Origin of the sequence: Mesorhizobium sp. M1423 (genome assembly GCF_040317575.1) — a bacterium.
Taxonomy (GTDB): Bacteria; Pseudomonadota; Alphaproteobacteria; order Rhizobiales; family Rhizobiaceae; genus Mesorhizobium.
Genome location: NZ_JAMYKU010000001.1, coordinates 432,269 through 451,090, shown reverse-complemented (window position 1 = coordinate 451,090; position 18,822 = coordinate 432,269). Strand labels below are relative to the sequence as shown.

The following is an 18,822-nucleotide window of genomic DNA, read 5'->3' as shown; positions in this document are numbered from 1 at the left end:
ACGTACGGACGATCGCCGGCCTGCACGTGCCTCAGGCGTTGGCCTGCGACCGCACATAGGCGATATAGCCGCGCACATCGCCGGCCGGCTCGGCATAGGCCTTGCCGAGCTTCTTCTCGATCGCCGTCATATAGTCTTTTGCCCATTGGGGCAGCGCATAGTCGATGACGGCGAGGAACTCGAGCGTCGCCGCCAGACGGATGTCGGCGATCGACGGGTTCTTGCCGCCGATGAACGGCTTGCCGTTCCTGAAGAAGCTGTGAAACACCTCCAGCGGCTCGGCTATCGCTTCTATAGCGGCCTTTTGGGCTTCCGACTTCTTGTCGGGATGAGCGTCGCTGTGGCCGACCTCGCCGGCATATTGCGGGAAATTCAGTGCAGGATAGGTGGCGCGCGCCACATAGGGGTAGAGCGTCCCGATCAGGTAGAACATGGCGCTGTCGATCATTGCCCGCTTGGCCGGCGCCTTGGGATATAGTTTCTCCAGCCCGTGCTTGTTGGCGAGGTACTGCATGATGGCGCAGCTTTCCCACAAGACACCTCTCGGCAGGCCCTTGTCCTCGATCATCGGCGTCAAATGGGCCGGGTTTCGCGCCATGTATTCAGGCGAGCGCGTGTGGCCCCATACGTCGGTCTCGGAATGGTCGAGCCCGGCCGCGCGCGCAAACACCCGTACGCTCATATTGTTGACGCTCGGCTTCAGCATGCTGAGCATCAGCGCGGGTTTTTTCGCTGATTTCGCTACGGCCTTCCGCGCGGACTTCGCGGATGCCTTGGCTGCAGGTTTTGCGGCGGCTTTCGTTGCCGACTTGGCGGACGCTTTCGACGCCTTGGCTGCAGGCTTTGTCGCGGCCTTGGCAACTGGTTTCGGAGCGGCCTTGGCGGCCGGCTTCTTCGCACTCTTCGTTGTCGTCTTTGCCATTGTGTCCTCCCTTTGTTTGGCCTGTCGTCAGTATGGATCTTTCGGAGCGCGGTCTTCCGACAAGGTCGCGCGGGAGCGCTCGACAAGCGCCTGGATCGCGTCGGCGAGATGCACCTCGGCTATTGCGTAGTCGCCGCGCGCGACGCGGATCTTGTGCGCCTGCATCAACACGTCGGCATGGGTGAAGCCCGCCGGCGGCTCGAAACGGTAGGAGGCGAGCTCGATCAGCAGGCCGAGCGGATCCTCGAAGTAGATCGAGTCCATGAAGCCGCGATCCTTGACGCCGCTGTGCTTGATGGCGCGCTCGTCGAGCCGGCCGACCGCCTGCAAAAAGGTGACGCGCGACACCGCGAAAGCGATGTGATGGACGCAGCCCGTATCGGTTGGCGTGCGCCGCTTGACCGGCGTGCGGCTCTCGTCGGTGAAGACGGTGATCAGCCGGCCGTCGCCCGGATCGAAATAAAGATGGCTTTCGCTGGCTTTGTCGAGGTTGGGCTGCTCGAAGATGAAAGGCATGCCGAGCACGCCTTCCCAGAAATCGATGGAGCTCTGGCGATCGGCGCCGACCAGCGTGATGTGATGGACGCCTTGTGATTGCAGCTTCTGCATCTGACTCCTCCCGGCCACGCCGTCTTGCCGCCGAACGGAAGTTCGGATGCCCAGTCGCGCTTGGATCAGCGCCCGGCATGTGACCGCGCCCGGCCTCGCTCGCCTGCGCTCCGCATTCCGCATCCTGCAGGAGTGCGGCCGGAGCTTTGATGAACGGATGCTAATTCAATCCGAGGCGTTGCGCCAGAAGCGCTGAGTTTCAAGAATTCCACGCAGGCGCCAAGAGCGGCACCGGGATCGCGGACGCCTTCGCCGAGCTCGCCGAAACGATCCGTCGCCGGCAGCTGTAATGGTGCGGCAGCCCGCAGGTCGCTGGGTTTCCCGAGCGGCCGGTTTGGCGACGGCAGGTCAAAGGGGCCTCGTTGACGCATGCCGCGCCTGGTTCGGATTACGGGCATCCGCGGCCCTTAGATGAAATCACATATTCTTCATCGGCACGTCGGGATCGACATGTCCCCCATCAGCAGTGATCTTCAGCCGTGAGAGGTAGTGCTCCCATCCCCTTCGGTGGCTGTCACGCTCCTTTGCGTTCGGCAGTCCGCTGTGCGTGAAGCGGATCAGTGTCCCCGCATCCCTCGCGATCAGGTCGATCTCGACATGGCTGGAGCCGGGCGGCACGGTCTCGTTGTCTTCCCAGCCAAAACTGTAGGCAAGACGGTGGACCGGGATCACCTCGGTGAACTCACCGCGGGCCATATGGCGACCACCGACATTGACGAGGAACAGACCGCCCGGCGATGCATCTAAATTCGCTTCGGTCCCGATCCATCGCACGATCTGGTCCGGATCCGTCAAAAGCGCGAACACGGTCGCTTGTGGCGCGGCGACCTCAATCTCTGTGTAAACCGATTCCGCCATCGCTCACTCCAGGTCACATCCGCATCGAATACCGTGCATGATTGAAGCGAATGTGGGGAGTTGCAAGAAGATGTTCGAGGCGTAAGCATAAGCCTGTGCCGAGTGACCTTCTGCCGATGCTTCTCGCAAACTCGCTTTCATTCCTTCTGGACGACGCCGCGCATATTGGCGACGGTGGGCGACTTCTATTGCAGCTCTCAACGCATTTGATGGAAGACGGCCTGCCGATCATCGCCGGCGCGCTGGCGCAGGATGCTCCCGACCCGATCATTTCACGCCGCATCTGGCTCTGGCGAGCGCCTGGGAATGAAGTGGTCGAGGCTTTGGGCATAGGCGCCGACCGCCAGAATGCCGATCCCCGGCTCGTGCTGCGGGAGTGGCTTGGCACGACGCGGGCGATGGTGTTCGACGAGCGAGCGGGCGGTGTCGCACCGACTTTGGTGTGGGCGTTCGATCATACTCCGGATGAGGCGCAGTCAGAGCTGCTGCGGCAAATCTCCCGGTTTGCTGCGGCTCCGATGACCGCACTCGCAGAACGGTCCGCGAAACGCGCATTGCTCGAAGCATATTTGGGAAAGCGCAGTGCAGCACATGTGCTCAACGGTCATTCTCGTCGAGTAAAGGGAGAGACGATACGGGCTGCGCTTCTGTGCGCGGACCTTCGAGGTTTCACCGATCTATCCGAGGTTCATGATGCAGACGAGATCGTATTGGTACTTGATGCCTGGTTCGATTGCGTCGCGGGCGCGGTGCACGCATTTGGTGGTGAGGTTCTCAAGTTTATAGGTGATGGCGTCCTCGCGATTTTCCCGATTGGCGAGCGCGATGCAAATGCCGCATGTGACGCTGCGGTACGCGCCGTGAAGGCCACGCGCGCCGGGATAGATCATCTCAACCAAACTCGGCGCCGCAATGGCGGCCCTGAGCTCGGATATGGCATTGGCCTGCATGTCGGCGAGATACTCTGGGGGAACATCGGCACTGCCGGCAGGTTGGACTTCACCGCGATCGGCAAGGCTGTAAATCTTGTCAGCCGCATCGAAGGGCTGTGCAAGCCGTTGGGACGGACGGTGCTCGCGTCGACAGTGTTCGAGGCAGAAACTACCGAGCCGATGATCGCCATGGGCAGTCATCCGCTCGGAGGAATAGCAGGCGCGCAAACACTTTTCGGCTTACCGGAATAGATCGAATGGTTGAGCGCGCCGTGGATGTGTCGTTCGCAGCATATCTTGGTATCGTGCGAAGCCATGACTGAGCGGCAATGAGCCAAACCCGCCGCGACCCAAGGCGATGGATCGGATTGATGGTTTGCGGAGAGCTTGGAGAGACTTGGTACGCCCAAGGGGAATCGAACCCCTGTTCCCGCCGTGAGAGGGCGGTGTCCTGACCGCTAGACGATGGGCGCGTTCAAGAACCGGCGATATAGGCTGACGGCTGGCAAAAAGCAACTAGGCTTAAGGCTGCCTGTCGCGCCGGTGAAATATCCGCTGCAAGCCTAGCGTTTTGGCTCGATCAGGTCCCAGAGATTGCCGTAGAGATCAGCGAAAACCGCCACAGTGCCATAGGTCTCGTGCCGGGGCGCCTCACGGAATTCGACGCCCTTTTCGAGCATCAGCGCATGGTCACGGGCAAAATCGTCGGTTTCGAGGAACAAAAAAACCCGCCCGCCGGCCTGGTTGCCGACGGCGTCCGTTTGCGCATCGCCGGATGCTTCGGCCAGAAGCAGCCGCGCCCCCTGCCCGTTGCCTGGCGTGATCGTGACCCAGCGTTTGCCGCCGCCGAGATCGACATCTTCGGTGAGGACAAAACCCAGCCGGTCGACATACCAGGCGATCGCCTCGTCATAATTTGCGACGACGAGCGCGACCGTGGCAATGCTGCGGTGTTCGGCAAAACCGGTCATTTGTTCCTGATCGAAAAACGGCCGACGATGCGTCGTTCGGTGATGTCATAGACGAAGATGGCGCGGCTGCCGTCTGCCAGCTCGGCGTCGATCGACAGGCGATTGCCGGAGAGCGATTGACTGACCACCCTGGCGCCGACCGGCAGCACGATGTCGCCATTGACCGGTTCGCCGATCGGCACCTGGATGTCGCTGCTCAGCGGAGGGCTGACAGGCGGTGCATTGCGCGCTTTGTAGACAAGCGCCGCGATCACCACCATAAGGGCGAGGAACAGCAGGCCGAGATTGATGGCGACGAAGCGGACGAGCTTCCTCCGCACCTTTTCGACCTCGGGGTCGAGCGGCTTTTCCTCGTCTTCGTCGGCAAGCGGCCGGGCCATGGCACCAGATTCCGGAACTGTTTTCGATGAGCGCTCATAACGAAGAGGTCAGACAATTAATAGGGGCCAGACAGATCGTGCTGGAGGCCGGCGCCGATGCGGCCGGCCAACGGCTCGACCAATGGCTGGCGGCCAGGCTCGGCCCCGACATGTCGCGCAGCCGGGTGCAGATGCTGATAAAGCAGGGCGCGGTCAGGATCGGCGGCAGGCCAGCCAGCGAGACGAAGCGCAAGATGGCACAAGGTGACAGCGTGTCGGTCGACATGCCGGAGCCGGAACCGGCGGAGCCGCAAGGCGAAGATATTGCGCTGGATGTCCTCTACGAGGACAGCGAGCTGATCGTCATCAACAAGCCGGCCGGGTTGGTCGTGCATCCCGGCGCCGGCAACTGGACCGGCACGCTGGTCAACGCGCTGATCCATCATTGCGGCAACAGCCTGTCGGGCATCGGCGGGGTGAGACGGCCGGGCATCGTCCATCGCCTCGACAAGGAGACCAGTGGCGTCATGGTCGTCGCCAAGACCGATCGCGCCCACAAGGCGTTGTCGGAGGCCTTTGCCGACCACGGCCTGACCGGCGATCTCGAGCGCGCCTATCTGGCGTTGGTCTGGGGCATACCGGCAAGGCCGACGGGGATGGTCGACGCGCCGCTTGGCCGCGCCGCCGACCGGGTACGCCGCGCCGTGGTGCCGCAAGGCCGCGACGATGCCCGCCACGCCATAACGCATTTCACCGTCATTGAGCGCTTTGGCGAGCAGCAGCAGGAATTCGCCACGGCGAGCCTGGTCGAATGCCGGCTGGAAACCGGTCGCACCCACCAGATACGCGTCCACATGGCCCATATCGGCCATCCGGTGATTGGCGACCCCGAATACGGCCAGGCTTTCCGCACCAAGGCCAACCGGTTGCCTGAGCCGCTAACCAGCAAAGTGAAAGCATTTCCGCGACAAGCTTTGCACGCCCGCCTCCTTGCATTTCGGCATCCGGATACCCATTTAACGATGAGGTTCGAAGCACCGATACCGTGGGACATGGAGGAACTCGTCGACGGCTTCCGCAAGCTTTGAACCAACCACCTGAAAACCTGACCGGCGTTGTTCACTTCAGCGTGACACACTGTTTCGTGTTGAACAAATGCCTGTCTTTCTGGTTTTGTTCTATATATGTCGGTTAGCGCGAATGTGCCTTTGGCATTCGCGCCACATGCCTGCCGCGTTTCGGGGGCATCACTCCAATAGAGAGGGGGCGCTATCATGGCCCAGTCACTACCCAGTATCGTTTCCGGCGAAGGCGGCCTCAGCCGCTACCTGGAAGAAATCCGCCGTTTTCCGATGCTTCAGCCGCAGGAAGAGTACATGCTCGCCAAGCGCTACGCCGAGCATGAGGACACCACGGCTGCGCACAAGCTCGTCACCAGCCACCTTCGGCTCGTCGCCAAGATCGCCATGGGCTATCGCGGCTACGGCCTGCCGATCGGCGAGGTGATCTCGGAAGGCAATGTCGGCCTGATGCAGGCCGTCAAGAAATTCGAACCGGAGCGCGGCTTCCGTCTCGCCACCTATGCGATGTGGTGGATCAAGGCCTCGATCCAGGAATACATCCTGCGCTCGTGGAGCCTGGTCAAGATGGGCACCACCGCCAACCAGAAGCGCCTGTTCTTCAACCTGCGCAAGGTGAAGGGCAAGATCCAGGCGCTCGACGAAGGCGATTTGAAGCCCGACCAGATTACCGAGATCGCCACCCGGCTGAACGTCTCGGAAGCGGAAGTCGTGTCGATGAACCGCCGTCTGTCGGGCGATGCCTCGCTCAATGCGCCCATCCGGGCCAGCGAAGGCGAATCCGGCGAATGGCAGGACTGGCTGGTCGACGATCACGAAAGCCAGGAAGAGATGCTGATCGAGCAGGACGAGCTGGAAAACCGGCGCGGCATGCTGTCGGGCGCTCTTGCCGTGCTCAACGACCGCGAACGCCGCATCTTCGAGGCGCGCCGCCTCGCCGATGAGCCGTTGACGCTGGAAGAGCTGTCGGCCGAGTTCGATATCAGCCGCGAGCGCGTGCGCCAGATCGAGGTGCGCGCCTTCGAGAAGGTGCAGGACGCGGTCAAGGCCGCAGCCAAGCGCCAGATGCAGGCGCTGCGCACCATCGAGGCGCAGCCGGCGGCGTAAAGCCTTCCGATAGAAACAAATAACGGCCGGTAGAAACAAATAACGGCGGCGTCAGGTAACTGGCGCCGCCGTTATTTTAGAAGGTTGCCAGTTCCGCGGCGCCTTCGCGGATGTCCGATCCACTGCCATAAACTGCTCCGTAGCCTCGCCATCGTGTCCGCAGACGATCCCATCGATAGCGGCATTATCGCAATTTTCCCCAAGCTCTGGAAACCGCAACGCTGCAAGCTGTGGCGGCAATGTTCCGGCGCCGACACGGGCTTCCGTCGCAAAATTCCACAAGGCGGCGCTTGCGGCAGGCGGGCGACAACGGGCCGCCGGGGCCGCGCCGGGCAGTTGAACTCGTCTGTTCGGAAACGAAAGACGATATGACGATGACGATTTCTCCGTTTCTGACCGCTCTCGGATCCGAAGGTCCCCCAGCCGACCGAGCGAAAGACATGGACCTGTATGGATGGCTAATTGGAAGCTGGGAAATGGACACGGTCCACTACCTCGATGACGGGACAATCCAGAAATGGGATGGCGAATGCCATTTTGGCTGGGTGCTCGAAGGCCGCGCGATTCAGGACGTTTGGATCAGGCCCAAGCGCCCTGCGCCGTCGACGATGTATGGCACAACCTTGCGCATCTTCGATCCTGGGATCGATGGCTGGCATATCATATGGAACGACCCGCTCAACCGGGATCACTCGCGCCAGATCGGCCGGGCCGAGGGTAAGGACATTGTCCAGCTCGGCAATGACTCGCGCGGTCTGAAAACTCGATGGCGTTTCACTGAGATCACTGCCAACAGCTTCCATTGGATTGGCGAGGAAAGATCTTCCGAGAGCGATCCTTGGCAAATCACGTATGAACATTTAGCCCGCCGAACAAAACCCTGACGCTGGACTAAACACTTAGCTGGCGTCTGCGCCGCTCCTCATCCGGCTGCCGCCACCTTCTCCCGTATGGCGACCTATCGGATTCACACATCGCAAAAATCGAATCAGGATCAATAACTTAATCAATAACTTAGATGACCATCTCGGAACGATGAGCGGGCGCCGAGTTTGAAATGGCATTTGTAGTGCCAGCGACCCATCTCCTCAGAGGCAATCGAGCGGAAATTTCAGATAGCGCCGCCCGTTGGATTCCGGTTCCGGCAGGCGTCCGCCATTCATATTGACCTGCAGCGCGTGCAGGATCAGCCGCGGCATCGGCAACGTCCTGTCGCGGGCTTGGCGGAGCGCGACGAAGTCGGCTTCCGTCTTGCAGCCGGCAACATGGATGTTGCCGGCTTTCTGTTCCGCGACCGTGCTTTCCCAGCGCGCTTCGCGGTCACCCGGCTGGTAGTCGTGACCGACGAACAGACGTGTCTCGTCCGGCAGTGCCAGGATGTCCTCGATCGAACGCCAGAGCCGCTCGGCGCTGCCGCCGGGAAAGTCTGCCCTTGCGGTGCCGCTGTCCGGCATGAACAGCGTGTCGTGGATGAAGGCGGCGTCGCCGATGACGTAAGTAATCGAGGCCAGTGTGTGGCCCGGCGAAAACAGCACTCTTGCCGGAAGGCCGCCGACCGAAAAAGTCGCGCCGTCGGCGAACAGCCTGTCCCATTGCGAACCGTCGGCGGGGAATTCCGGCCAGTTGTAGATCACCTTCCACAATTTCTGGACGTCGATGATCCTCTCGCCGATTGCCGTCGGCGCTCCGGTTCTCCCCCTCAGATAATGGGCGGCGGACAAATGGTCGGCATGCGGATGCGTGTCGAGGATCCACTCGACCTCCAGCCCGCTTTCCCTGACGAAGTCGAGCAAGGCGTCGGCGTTTTTCGTTGCCGTTGCACCGGACCTTTCGTCGAAGTCGAGCACCGGATCGATAATGGCGCATTTGCGGGTCGCCATGTCGGCGACCACATACTGGACGGACCCGCTCGGCTTGTCATAGAAGCCGGTGACCTGCGACCTGGCCGATAATGCGTCCAATCCCAGCCCCCTTGATCTCTCACCGTGGCAGGAATGATTTTCTCAGCCACGGCAAATGAAAGGCATGGTTGTCCGTCAACCAGGCGTCGTCAAGCACCCCGTGCTCACACGGCTAGGAAAACCAAAAATTTCTCCGTGCCGCCTCTGCCTGCTCAGGCGGAAGGCTGCTTGGTTTTCCTGAGATATGGCAGGATTGTCTCGTAGGCGCCGAAGCGCTTGATGGCATCCTCATTCGAGACAGCAGCGGTGATGATGACGTCCTCGCCCTGCTTCCAGTTCGCCGGCGTCGCCACCTGGTGCTTGGCGGTCAGTTGCATGGAATCGATGGCGCGCAGGATTTCGTCGAAGTTGCGGCCCGTCGTCATCGGATAGGTGAGGACCAGCTTGATCTTCTTGTCGGGCCCGATGACGTAGACCGAACGCACCGTGGCATTGTCGGCGGGCGTGCGGCCCTCCGAGCTCTCGCCGGCACCCGCCGGCAGCATCTCGTAAAGCTTGGCGACCTTGAGATCCTTGTCGCCGATCAGCGGGTAGTTCACCGAATGGCCGGTCGCCGTCTTGATGTCGTTCTGCCACTTTCCATGGCTTTCGACGGGATCGACCGAGATGCCGATGATCTTAACGTTGCGCTTCCTGAACTCGCCTTCGAGCCCGGCCATCGTGCCGAGTTCGGTTGTGCAAACCGGCGTAAAGTTCTTCGGATGGCTGAACAATACCGCCCAGCCGTCGCCGATCCATTCATGGAAGCTGATCGGTCCTTGCGTGGTCTCAGCGGTGAAGTCCGGCGCGATATCGTTGATGCGGAGGCTCATGACATGTCCCTACCTTGTGAGTGCAGATCGCAGCCGGCGTTGACCGGCGCTGCTTTTGCCTTTCTACCACTCCGGCGTCATCCTTCAAACGGCTGTTGCGCCGGCATCGAGGCCGGCGGCGAAATATTTTCATTGCTTCTCGGCAAATGCAGCAGGAATTTTCGCTGCGCTGGCTCAGGCCTTGCTCACTGCTAACGTCGTCGCCAGGTCTTCCATGCGCTGGGCCAACGCGCCGAGCGCCCCGGTCAGCACGGAATCGTTCTTGTCGGCCTTGGTCAGTGCGTCGTCGCGCGTCTTGCGCAGCGTCAGCACTTCGCTTTCCATGCCCTTGACCCGCTTTTGCAGTTCTGAAAGCTCGTCCATGACCATGATGCCGGCCATCACGGTCAGCCTCTGGTCGCCGATCTCGCCAAAAGAATCCTTCAGATGCGAGACATAGCGGTCGAAGCGCTCGGCAAGATCGATCAGATGCTCTTCCTGGCCCTCGTCGCAGGCCATCCGATACTGCTTGCTGTCGATGGAAACCGTGACTTGTGCCATTGGCCTACCTGTCCAGTACCGCGCGGATGGTCTCCATGGCTGTCACCAGCCTTCGCGACACTTCCTTGTTGGCATCTTCCAGCCGTTCGGCGCGGGCCTCGGAATTGTCGAGTTCCTGCGCCAGCCGCGAGCGGTCGGCGTTCATCCGCTGCACTTCGGCCTCGGCTTCCGAATAGTCCCGCTCGTGCTCGAGCTTGGCCGCGACGGCGTTTTCCAGCCCTTCGATGGCCTTACCCAGCCTGGCAATGACTTCCTTGAGGGTCGTTTCCCCGGTCATGGCTTTCGTCCTGCGCCCTGCCCATCACCGAATCATCCACGTTCAGAACGCGTTATCCCTGAAACATTACGCGCCGTGTGAACCGCACGTCAATAAAGCGATCGCGACTGTCCCCTGCTAACGCTAATGTAAGTGGTGCATGGCCATCACAAGACCGGCAAAAGCACACCGATTTGTTGACTAAAAGGCCGCGCCTGCTATGTGTCGCGCACCCTTTTCAAGGGCTTTCCCAAGGCCCAAACCCCCATTTTGGAGGAAGCATGACCTCGCGCGAACAACATGACCGGATGGCCAATGCGATCCGTTTTCTCGCCATGGACGCCGTCGAGAAGGCAAACTCCGGCCACCCCGGGCTGCCCATGGGCTGTGCCGACATCGCCACCCTGCTGTTCACCCGCTTTCTCAAATACGATCCGAAGAACCCGCATTGGCCGGATCGCGACCGCTTTATCCTGTCGGCCGGCCACGGCTCGATGCTGCTTTACTCGCTGCTCTATCTGACCGGCTATGAAGACATCACCATCGACCAGATCAAGCAATTCCGCCAATTGGGGTCGAGGACCGCGGGCCACCCGGAATACGGCCATGCCGCCGGCATCGAGACGACGACGGGCCCACTCGGCCAGGGCCTTGCCAATTCGGTCGGTTTCGCGCTCGGCGAGCGCATCATGAATGCCGCTTTCGGCAACGATCTCGTCGACCACTACACCTATGTGCTTGCCGGTGACGGCTGCCTGATGGAAGGCGTGTCCCAGGAAGCCATCGCGCTTGCCGGACATCTGAAGCTGAACAAGCTGATCGTCTTCTGGGACAACAACAACATCTCCATCGACGGCCCGGTGTCGCTGGCCGACAACACTGATCAGGTCGCCCGCTTCCAGGCGTCCGGCTGGAACGCCAGCCATATCGACGGCCAGGACCCGGAAGCGATCGCCTATGCCATTGAAGCGGCCCGCCACTCCGACAAGCCGACGATGATTGCCTGCAAGACGACGATCGGCTTCGGCGCGCCGACCAAGGCCGGCACCAACAAGGCGCATGGCTCGCCGCTCGGCGCCGAGGAAATCGCCGGCGCCAGAAAATTCTTCGGCTGGGATTATCCGCCGTTCGAGGTTCCGGCCGATATCCTCGACGCATGGCGTACCGCCGGCCGGGCCGGCGTCAAGGCTCGCACCGACTGGGAAAGCCGCCTTGCCAAGGCCGACGCCAAATTGCGCGGCGAATTCGAACGCCGCATCAGCGGCACGCTGCCGGCCAACTTCGATGCTGTCATTGGCGATTACAAGCAGAAGCTCGCCGCCGACAAGCCGAAGGTCGCCACCCGCAAATCGTCGGAAATGGCGCTGGAGGTCATCAACGGCGCCGTGCCCGAAACCATCGGCGGCTCGGCCGATTTGACCGGCTCCAACAACACCAAGACCAGCCAGACCAAGAACATCACTGCCGACGATTACGGCCAGCGCTATGTCCACTACGGCATTCGCGAGCACGGCATGGCGGCTGCGCTCAACGGGCTGACGCTGCATGGCGGCATTATCGCCTATGGCGGCACCTTCATGTGCTTTTCCGATTATGCCCGTCCGGCGATGCGGCTTGCCTCGTTGATGGGCATCCGCTCGATCTTCGTCATGACCCATGATTCCATCGGCCTTGGCGAAGACGGCCCGACCCATCAGCCGGTCGAGCATCTGGCAGCACTTCGCGCCATCCCGAACCACAATGTCTTCCGCCCGGCCGACGCGGTGGAAACCGCGGAATGCTGGCAGCTGGCCATTGAATCGGAAAAGACGCCTTCGACTTTGGCGCTGACCCGGCAGAACCTGCCGACGGTACGCAACGACTTCGTTGCGGAAAACCTCTCCAGCCGCGGCGCCTATGAACTTGCCGCCGCAAGTGGCGAGGCGGCGGTGACGATCTTCGCTTCGGGCTCCGAGGTCGAGATCGCGCTGGCCGCGCGCGAGGCGCTGGAAAAGCACGGCCATGCTACCCGCGTCGTCTCGGTGCCGTGCTTCGAATTGTTCGACAAGCAGAGCGCCGACTATCGCAGCAGGATGATCGGCAATGCGCCGCTCAAGATTGCCATCGAAGCCGGCATCCGTCAGGGCTGGGATTATTTCATCGGCACCGAAGGCATCTTTATCGGTATGACCGGCTTCGGCGCCTCCGGCACGATCGAACAGCTCTATCCGCATTTCGACATCACCGCCGAAGCAACGGTGAAGGCGGCGGAAGCCCGTCTGCACGGCAAATGAAATTAAGCCCCGATCCGCAAAGGCTGGCATAGCGGTTTTGCCGGCCGGCGGAGCACTAATCGATTTAAATCCGAGCCTCGGCGGCTGGATTCTTTGCCCGTCCGCCGTTATGAAGCTGCGGACTTGATCTTCGGCCCCCAACTCCCAGGGAGAGAACAATGACCGTCAGAGTTGCCATCAATGGATTCGGCCGCATCGGCCGCAACATCCTGCGCGCCATCCACGAATCCGGCCGCAAGGATATCGACGTCGTCGCCGTCAACGATCTCGGCCCGGTCGAGACCAACGCGCATCTGCTGCGCTTCGACAGCGTGCATGGCCGCTTTCCGCATGAGGTGACGGTTGACGGCGATCAGATCATCGTCGGCAAGGAAAAATTCAAGGTCACCGCGATCAAGGATCCGACGCAACTGCCGTGGAAGGAACTCGGCATCGACATCGCGCTCGAATGCACCGGCATCTTCACCGCCCGCGACAAGGCCGCCGCCCATCTGACCGCCGGTGCCAAGCGCGTTCTCGTCTCCGCTCCGGCGGAGGGGGCCGACCTCACCGTCGTCTATGGCATCAATCACGACAAGCTGACCAAGGACCACATCGTCATCTCGAACGCCTCCTGCACCACCAACTGCTTGGCGCCGCTGGCGGCCGTGCTGAATGAGGCCGTCGGCATCGAGAAGGGCATGATGACGACGATCCACTCCTATACTGGCGACCAGCCGACGCTGGACACCATGCACAAGGACCTCTACCGCGCCCGCGCCGCCGCGCTTTCGCAGATTCCGACCTCGACCGGTGCCGCCAAGGCCATCGGCCTGGTACTGCCCGAGCTCAAGGGCAAGCTCGACGGCATCTCCATCCGCGTGCCGACCCCGAACGTCTCGCTGGTCGATTTCAAGTTCATCGCCAAGCGGTCGACCACCGTCCAGGAAATCAACGACGCGGTAATCGCGGCTTCGAACGGCAAGCTGAAGGACATCCTTGCCGTCACTCGTCATCCCAATGTTTCTATCGACTTCAACCACGATCCGCACTCCTCGATCGTGGCGCTCGACCAGACCAAGGTCATGGACGGCAATTTCGTTTCGGTGCTGGCCTGGTACGACAATGAGTGGGGCTTCTCCAACCGCATGGGCGACACCGCTGTCGCCTTCGGCAAGACCATCGCCTGATCGCAGAACCATCTTCTCGACTTGGACAACGCCCGGCTCAGTCCGGGCGTTTTTCGTTGCAGCACGCCCCCCCGAGGCAGCCTCCGCTGCTCGGAGGTGCCAAAACATTCGACTATCGGCAGCGTAGGGCGAAAAGCCGCGCTGCTGCCTTGCAGCGGCCATGTCTTCGCCCCACTCTCCCGTGATGCCGGAGCATATCGACTAGGGGCGACCAACGAATGGAGCATGGTATCTATCTGGTGACGCTCGTTGGCGCAGCACTTGTCGTTGCCGCCGCGTTTTCGAGCCTGATCGCCTTCCGTTTCGGCGCCCCCCTCCTGCTGCTGTTTCTCTGCATCGGCCTTGCCACCGGAACCGACGGTCTCGGCATCCATTTCGACAATGCCCGATTTGCCTATTTTGCCGGCTCATTGGCGCTGGCGGTCATCCTTTTCGATTCCGGCTTCGGCACGCCGCTCAATGCCTTGCGGCAGGCGGCCGGGCCGGCGCTGTCGCTGGCGACCTTCGGCGTCCTTTTGACCACTGGCTTGTTCGGCGCCGCCGCCTATTATTTGCTCGACCTGACATGGCTGGAATCCTTCCTGCTCGGTGCCGCCGTCGCCTCGACCGACGCCGCGGCGGTGTTCTTCCTGCTGCGCGCCGGCGAGATCAATTTGCGCGAGCGCGTGCGTTCGACGCTCGAGGTGGAATCCGGCACCAATGACCCGATCGCCATCTTCCTGACCATCACGCTGGTCGAGGTCATCGCCGCCAACACCCACCCCGAGGCCAAGGTGCTGGTTACCGATCTTGCCGTCGGTTTCCTTGTCAACATGGGGCTCGGTGCGGTCATCGGTATTCTCGGCGGCATGGCCATCGTGCGCCTTGTCGATCGCCTCAATCTAGATCACGGCCTGCTGCCGATCTTCGTGCTGACGCTGTCGCTGATGGTGTTTGCCGCCGCCGGCGCCGTCGGCGGCTCCGGCTTCCTGGCGGTCTATCTCGCGGGCCTGATCGCCGGCAATTCCGATATCCGGGCTGTCACCATCCTCAAGCGCTTTCAGGACGGCATGTCGTGGTTGGCGCAGATCATCATGTTCCTGATCCTCGGCCTGTTCGCGACGCCTTCGCAATTTCCGGCGATCCTGGTGCCGGCGGTGCTGCTCGGACTGTTCCTGATATTTGTCGCACGGCCAGTCGCCGTCTGGCTATGCCTGGTGCCGTTCCGTCTGCCACGCCCGGAAGTCGCCTTTGTCTCATGGGTTGGCCTGCGTGGCGCCGTGTCGATCCTGCTTGCTATCACGCCGCTGCTCGGCGGTCTTGAGAACGGCCGCCTCATCTTCAACACCGCCTTCATCATCGTGCTGGTCTCTCTGGTCATCCAGGGATGGACCGTCGGGCCGCTGGCGCGCCGCCTCGGCCTTATCGTGCCGGCCCGCCTGGGACCGCTCGACAAGGTCGAATTGGAACTGCCGGGCTCCGCCCATCATGAGCTTCTTGCCTACCGCGTGGCACCCGGCAGCCCGGTGGCGCGCGGCGAACGCATTCCGCGCTGGGCGCGGCCGTCGCTTGTGCTGCGAGACGGACGCTCGATGCGCTTCCAGGATATGGGCCGGCTGGCGGCCGGCGATCATGTCTACATCTTCGTGCCGGACCGCTATCCGCGCCTGCTCGACAAGCTGTTCGCCAGCCGTGCCGTGGTCGATCCCGAGGATGCGGATTTCTTCGGCGCCTTTGCCGTCGATCCATCACGCTCCGCCGAGGAACTGGAGACCGCCTACGCGCCGGGCCTGACCGAAGCGGAACGCAAGCTCACCATTGGCGATCTGGTCACGGCGCGGCTCGGCGGCCACGCCGAATATGCCGACCGCGTGCTGCTCGGTCCGATCGAGCTGATCGTCCGCGACGTCGACGACAAGGGCAGGATCACCGGCCTTGGCCTATCCTTCGAGCCGACCGCGCCGGTGGCACGCGTTCCGGTGTTCCTCAGCGCCGGCGAAATCCGCGACCGTATCGCCGCCTTCATCCGCAACCGGCGCAAGCCGGCCGAAGCGCGAGCGGTCGAGGCGGTGGCCGAAATGGAACCGGTTCCGCAGCCCGTGGTGGAAAAGACAACTGGCGAAGGCTGACCGCGTCGACCCGAGCCGCGGAGCCCTGCCGCGAGGCTGAAGAATGGTTCGGCAACTGGCGTGGCGAGTCCATGTGGTCCGACATCGCCGGAAATCATCCCGATCGGCCGGCTGCGAGGGCATCTGGCCGAACAGTCGCCAATTCTCCGTGGCTGTACGGCGCGCCATAGGGGGCAGCTTAATTGTTGCGGGCCGCAACGAACTGCGCCGCTTGTTTCAGAAGCGCGGCTTGTTCGCCATAGGGCTCGAGCAGCGCATGAGCTTGGTCGACGAGGCCATGGAGCTGGTCCCGCGCCCAGTCCGGTCCGTGCAGCGCGACCAGCGTCGCCTTGCCGGCCGCGGCATCCTTGCCGGTTGCCTTGCCCATCTGATGCGCGTCGGCGGTCAGGTCGAGCAGATCGTCGGCAAGCTGAAAGGCAAGCCCGATCGCCGAGCCGAATTCGGCCAGCCTTTCGCGGTCGCGCGACGGCGCGCCGGCAAGGATGGCGCCCGCTTCGCAGGCAAAGCGGATCAGCGCACCGGTTTTCATCGCCTGAAGCCGGATGATGCCAGCCTCGTCCGGCCGGCTTTGTTCGGCCTCGAGATCGAGCATCTGGCCGCCGACCATGCTGCCGGCCCCTGCGGCGCGGGCCAGCGCCAGCACCAGCGCTGCCCTGCGCTCGGCCGGCAGCATTGTCGCCTCGTCGGCAAGGATGTCGAAGGCAAGCGTCAGCAAGGCGTCGCCGGCAAGAATGGCGGTCGCTTCATCGAAAGCCCTGTGCACGGTCGGCTGGCCACGGCGCAAATCATCATCGTCCATGGCCGGCAGATCGTCATGGATGAGCGAATAGCAGTGCACGCATTCGAGCGCCGCCGCGACGCGCAGCGCCGGCTCGACGTCGGCTGAAAACAGTGCAGAACTTTCCATGACCAGGAAGGGGCGCAGTCGTTTGCCGCCGTTCAGCACGCCATGTCGCATCGCGGCCATCAGGCGTTCCGGCCGCGCGATCTCGCCTGAAAGCGTGCGCCCGTCGAGCAACCGCCTCAGCAGCGCCTCGAGTGGAACTGCCCGGGCAATAAGTGCAGCCTCGAACGCCATTTGGTCGTCTTTCGTCATGGTCGGGAGCGGTAGCCGACACTCAGACGTTGCGCAAGAAGCCAAGCGCCATTATGCCGGGGGCAGGGAGTAGCGCGGATTGGGTGGCTTGGCGGAACCGATCGTCGATCACGAAACCGAAGGGTTGGACATGGCGAGACCGAGACGCGGCAGCCGCATCGGTCTTCAACGCTGGGTCCGGCGCGGCATCGCTGTCGCCATCGTGCTGGCGCTGATGCCGGTGGTGCTGACCTTTCTGTACCTGCCGTCATTCGTGCACCCGGTTTCGACATTGATGCTGAAGGACCTGGCGACGTTTTCCGGCTACGATCGGCGCTGGGTTTCTATCGACGATGTGGCGCCGGTGCTGGCATATTCGGTCATCATGTCGGAGGACGGGCAGTTCTGTTTCCATCGCGGCGTCGATCTAGGCGAGTTGCGCGGCGTCGTCGACGATGCGCTCGCCGGCGAGATGACGCGTGGCGCCTCGACCATCACCATGCAGACGGTAAAGAACCTTTATCTATGGTCGCGGCCGTTGGGCTCGGTCCGTAAGGTCGTCGAACTGCCGCTGGCCGTCTATTTCGATGCGGTGCTGTCGAAACGGCGGATCATGGAGATCTACCTCAACATCGCCGAATGGGGACCGGGCATCTACGGCATCGAGGCCGCCGCCCAACATCATTTCGGCGTCTCGGCAAAACAGCTGTCGCGCCGACAGGCAGCGCTGCTTGCCGTCACCTTGCCGAACCCGATCGTGCGCAATCCGGCGAAGCCCGGGCCGGGACTGAGGCGGCTTGCCGCGTTGATCGAACGGCGCGCGGGCCGCGCCGGCGCCTATGTCGGCTGCCTGCGATAGTGTCAAAAAAAAACACCGCGACGCTGGCCAAAACGCCATCGGGCGTGTATAGGCAGCCGACTTTCTCAGATTCCGGCCCCTGACGTGGCCCTTTCACGAGGGCCGCCAGGGCGTTTTGACCATGTAGTGGAGCATATCCATGGCCGTTCCGAAACGAAAAACCTCTCCGTCGAAGCGCGGCATGCGCCGTTCCGCCGACGCACTGAAGGCCCCGACCTATGTCGAGGACAAGAACTCCGGCGAGATGCGCCGTCCGCACCATATCGACCTGAAGACCGGCATGTATCGCGGTCGCCAGGTGCTGGAGCCGAAGGAAAGCTGAGACAGCTTTCTACGGTTTATTATTGCAAAAGACCGGCCACTGGCCGGTCTTTTTGCGTTCGTCGACAACTGATCATACCGGCCGGGGCTGACATTGTTGTTTCACGCCGTCTTTGTCCGTGTTTATGGGCCGCACGAAAATTCTTGACGGCGAACGCCGGGCGCACTCTACAAAGATCAGTCCAACCGGAGCCGCCACATGTTCGGTGCCATTCCGCTGCTGATCGTGCCTTTCATTCTCTACAATCTCGGGCTTCTGGGAATATTCGGCAGCGGCGACGACCCGTGGGCGACCGAAATGTTTTCGGTCCGGATGATGTCGGGCGGGGTGTTCTCGATGACCCTCGGCGATCTCATCGTGCTGATCGCATTGATCTTCTTGTTCGTCGAAGTGGTGAAGTCGACGCGAACGACAAATGCCTCGATCATGGACCACCTTTTGTCGACCTTCGTCTTTGTGGCCTATCTGGTCGAATTCCTGCTGGTGAAGGGCGCCGCCCATTCCGTTTTCTTCACACTGATGGTCATAGCATTGATCGACGTGCTGGCCGGCTTTTCGGTGTCGATGCGGTCGGCCAGCCGCGACATCAACATGAATTAAGGATTCCGGC

Annotated in this window: 20 protein-coding genes and 1 tRNA gene; 10 read left to right on the top strand and 11 right to left on the bottom strand. The window is 62.0% G+C overall.

Annotation, left to right across the window (positions count from 1 at the left end; translation table 11 throughout):
• Positions 1–31: 31 nt before the first annotated feature.
• The 3 genes from NKG95_RS02340 to NKG95_RS02330 form a co-directional block, all read right to left on the bottom strand.
• Positions 32–922: a glutathione S-transferase family protein gene (locus NKG95_RS02340; protein WP_023720937.1), complete on the bottom strand. Its 891-nt coding sequence runs from the start codon at positions 920–922 to the stop codon at positions 32–34.
• A 27-nt stretch (positions 923–949) separates the two neighbouring features.
• A complete protein-coding gene (locus NKG95_RS02335) occupies positions 950–1,531 on the bottom strand; it encodes a VOC family protein (protein ID WP_023720938.1) in 582 nt (193 codons plus the stop codon).
• A 417-nt stretch (positions 1,532–1,948) separates the two neighbouring features.
• Positions 1,949–2,389: an SRPBCC family protein gene (locus NKG95_RS02330; RefSeq protein WP_023678521.1), complete on the bottom strand. Its 441-nt coding sequence runs from the start codon at positions 2,387–2,389 to the stop codon at positions 1,949–1,951.
• A 116-nt stretch (positions 2,390–2,505) separates the two neighbouring features.
• On the opposite strand from NKG95_RS02330, the gene NKG95_RS02325 reads away from it, so the two are divergent.
• Positions 2,506–3,573 (top strand): adenylate/guanylate cyclase domain-containing protein, encoded by a 1,068-nt coding sequence (locus NKG95_RS02325; RefSeq protein ID WP_023720940.1) that lies wholly within the window; start codon positions 2,506–2,508, stop codon positions 3,571–3,573.
• A 146-nt stretch (positions 3,574–3,719) separates the two neighbouring features.
• On the opposite strand, the gene NKG95_RS02320 is transcribed toward NKG95_RS02325, so the two are convergent.
• The 3 genes from NKG95_RS02320 to NKG95_RS02310 all read right to left on the bottom strand — a co-directional run bounded on the left by NKG95_RS02320 (position 3,720) and on the right by NKG95_RS02310 (position 4,672).
• A tRNA-Glu gene (locus tag NKG95_RS02320) sits at positions 3,720–3,794 on the bottom strand.
• A gap of 90 nt (positions 3,795–3,884) precedes the next feature.
• A complete protein-coding gene (locus tag NKG95_RS02315) occupies positions 3,885–4,292 on the bottom strand; it encodes a VOC family protein (protein WP_023720951.1) in 408 nt (135 codons plus the stop codon).
• Positions 4,289–4,672, bottom strand: a complete 384-nt coding sequence (locus NKG95_RS02310) for a fimbrial protein (RefSeq protein ID WP_352480870.1) — start codon at positions 4,670–4,672, stop codon at positions 4,289–4,291. Before NKG95_RS02310 ends, NKG95_RS02315 begins: the two co-directional genes overlap by 4 nt.
• A 26-nt stretch (positions 4,673–4,698) precedes the next feature.
• On the opposite strand from NKG95_RS02310, the gene NKG95_RS02305 reads away from it, so the two are divergent.
• From NKG95_RS02305 to NKG95_RS02295, 3 genes are all read left to right on the top strand, one after another.
• Positions 4,699–5,739 carry an RluA family pseudouridine synthase gene (locus tag NKG95_RS02305; protein ID WP_352817767.1) on the top strand — a complete coding sequence of 347 codons (1,041 nt, stop codon included), beginning with the start codon at positions 4,699–4,701 and terminating at the stop codon, positions 5,737–5,739.
• Between the two features lie 186 nt (positions 5,740–5,925).
• Positions 5,926–6,837 (top strand): RNA polymerase sigma factor RpoH, encoded by a 912-nt coding sequence (gene rpoH / locus NKG95_RS02300; RefSeq protein WP_023720954.1) that lies wholly within the window; start codon positions 5,926–5,928, stop codon positions 6,835–6,837.
• A gap of 368 nt (positions 6,838–7,205) precedes the next feature.
• Positions 7,206–7,721, top strand: a complete 516-nt coding sequence (locus tag NKG95_RS02295) for a hypothetical protein (protein WP_352480872.1) — start codon at positions 7,206–7,208, stop codon at positions 7,719–7,721.
• A 204-nt stretch (positions 7,722–7,925) separates the two neighbouring features.
• On the opposite strand, the gene NKG95_RS02290 is transcribed toward NKG95_RS02295, so the two are convergent.
• From NKG95_RS02290 to NKG95_RS02275, 4 genes are all read right to left on the bottom strand, one after another.
• Positions 7,926–8,798, bottom strand: coding sequence for an MBL fold metallo-hydrolase (locus NKG95_RS02290; RefSeq protein ID WP_352480873.1), 873 nt, complete (start codon positions 8,796–8,798; stop codon positions 7,926–7,928).
• 152 nt (positions 8,799–8,950) lie between these two features.
• Positions 8,951–9,610 (bottom strand): peroxiredoxin, encoded by a 660-nt coding sequence (locus NKG95_RS02285; protein WP_023720958.1) that lies wholly within the window; start codon positions 9,608–9,610, stop codon positions 8,951–8,953.
• A gap of 174 nt (positions 9,611–9,784) precedes the next feature.
• A complete protein-coding gene (locus NKG95_RS02280) occupies positions 9,785–10,150 on the bottom strand; it encodes a cell division protein ZapA (RefSeq protein ID WP_353022785.1) in 366 nt (121 codons plus the stop codon).
• A gap of 4 nt (positions 10,151–10,154) precedes the next feature.
• On the bottom strand, positions 10,155–10,427 hold the full coding sequence (locus NKG95_RS02275; RefSeq protein ID WP_006200774.1) for a DUF4164 domain-containing protein: 273 nt from the start codon (positions 10,425–10,427) through the stop codon (positions 10,155–10,157).
• A gap of 260 nt (positions 10,428–10,687) precedes the next feature.
• Here NKG95_RS02275 and tkt point away from each other — a divergent pair, with 260 nt between their 5' ends.
• The 3 genes from tkt (at position 10,688) to NKG95_RS02260 (ending at position 15,956) form a co-directional block, all read left to right on the top strand.
• Entirely contained in the window at positions 10,688–12,679 is a 1,992-nt protein-coding gene (gene tkt / locus NKG95_RS02270; RefSeq protein ID WP_353039850.1) for a transketolase, read from the top strand.
• Positions 12,680–12,837: 158 nt separating this feature from the next.
• Positions 12,838–13,848 (top strand): type I glyceraldehyde-3-phosphate dehydrogenase, encoded by a 1,011-nt coding sequence (gene gap, locus NKG95_RS02265; RefSeq protein ID WP_023720961.1) that lies wholly within the window; start codon positions 12,838–12,840, stop codon positions 13,846–13,848.
• A gap of 218 nt (positions 13,849–14,066) precedes the next feature.
• Positions 14,067–15,956 carry a potassium/proton antiporter gene (locus tag NKG95_RS02260; RefSeq protein ID WP_023720962.1) on the top strand — a complete coding sequence of 630 codons (1,890 nt, stop codon included), beginning with the start codon at positions 14,067–14,069 and terminating at the stop codon, positions 15,954–15,956.
• A 178-nt stretch (positions 15,957–16,134) separates the two neighbouring features.
• On the opposite strand, the gene NKG95_RS02255 is transcribed toward NKG95_RS02260, so the two are convergent.
• Complete coding sequence (locus tag NKG95_RS02255; protein WP_352640176.1) at positions 16,135–17,052, bottom strand: polyprenyl synthetase family protein; 918 nt, start codon at positions 17,050–17,052, stop codon at positions 16,135–16,137.
• 79 nt (positions 17,053–17,131) lie between these two features.
• Between NKG95_RS02255 and NKG95_RS02250 the strand changes: the two genes are divergently transcribed.
• From NKG95_RS02250 to NKG95_RS02240, 3 genes are all read left to right on the top strand, one after another.
• Complete coding sequence (locus NKG95_RS02250; RefSeq protein ID WP_031194544.1) at positions 17,132–17,890, top strand: transglycosylase domain-containing protein; 759 nt, start codon at positions 17,132–17,134, stop codon at positions 17,888–17,890.
• Between the two features lie 139 nt (positions 17,891–18,029).
• Entirely contained in the window at positions 18,030–18,212 is a 183-nt protein-coding gene (gene rpmF, locus NKG95_RS02245; RefSeq protein WP_006203806.1) for a 50S ribosomal protein L32, read from the top strand.
• Between the two features lie 198 nt (positions 18,213–18,410).
• Entirely contained in the window at positions 18,411–18,812 is a 402-nt protein-coding gene (locus tag NKG95_RS02240) for a hypothetical protein (RefSeq protein ID WP_023720966.1), read from the top strand.
• The last annotated feature ends 10 nt before the right edge of the window (positions 18,813–18,822 follow it).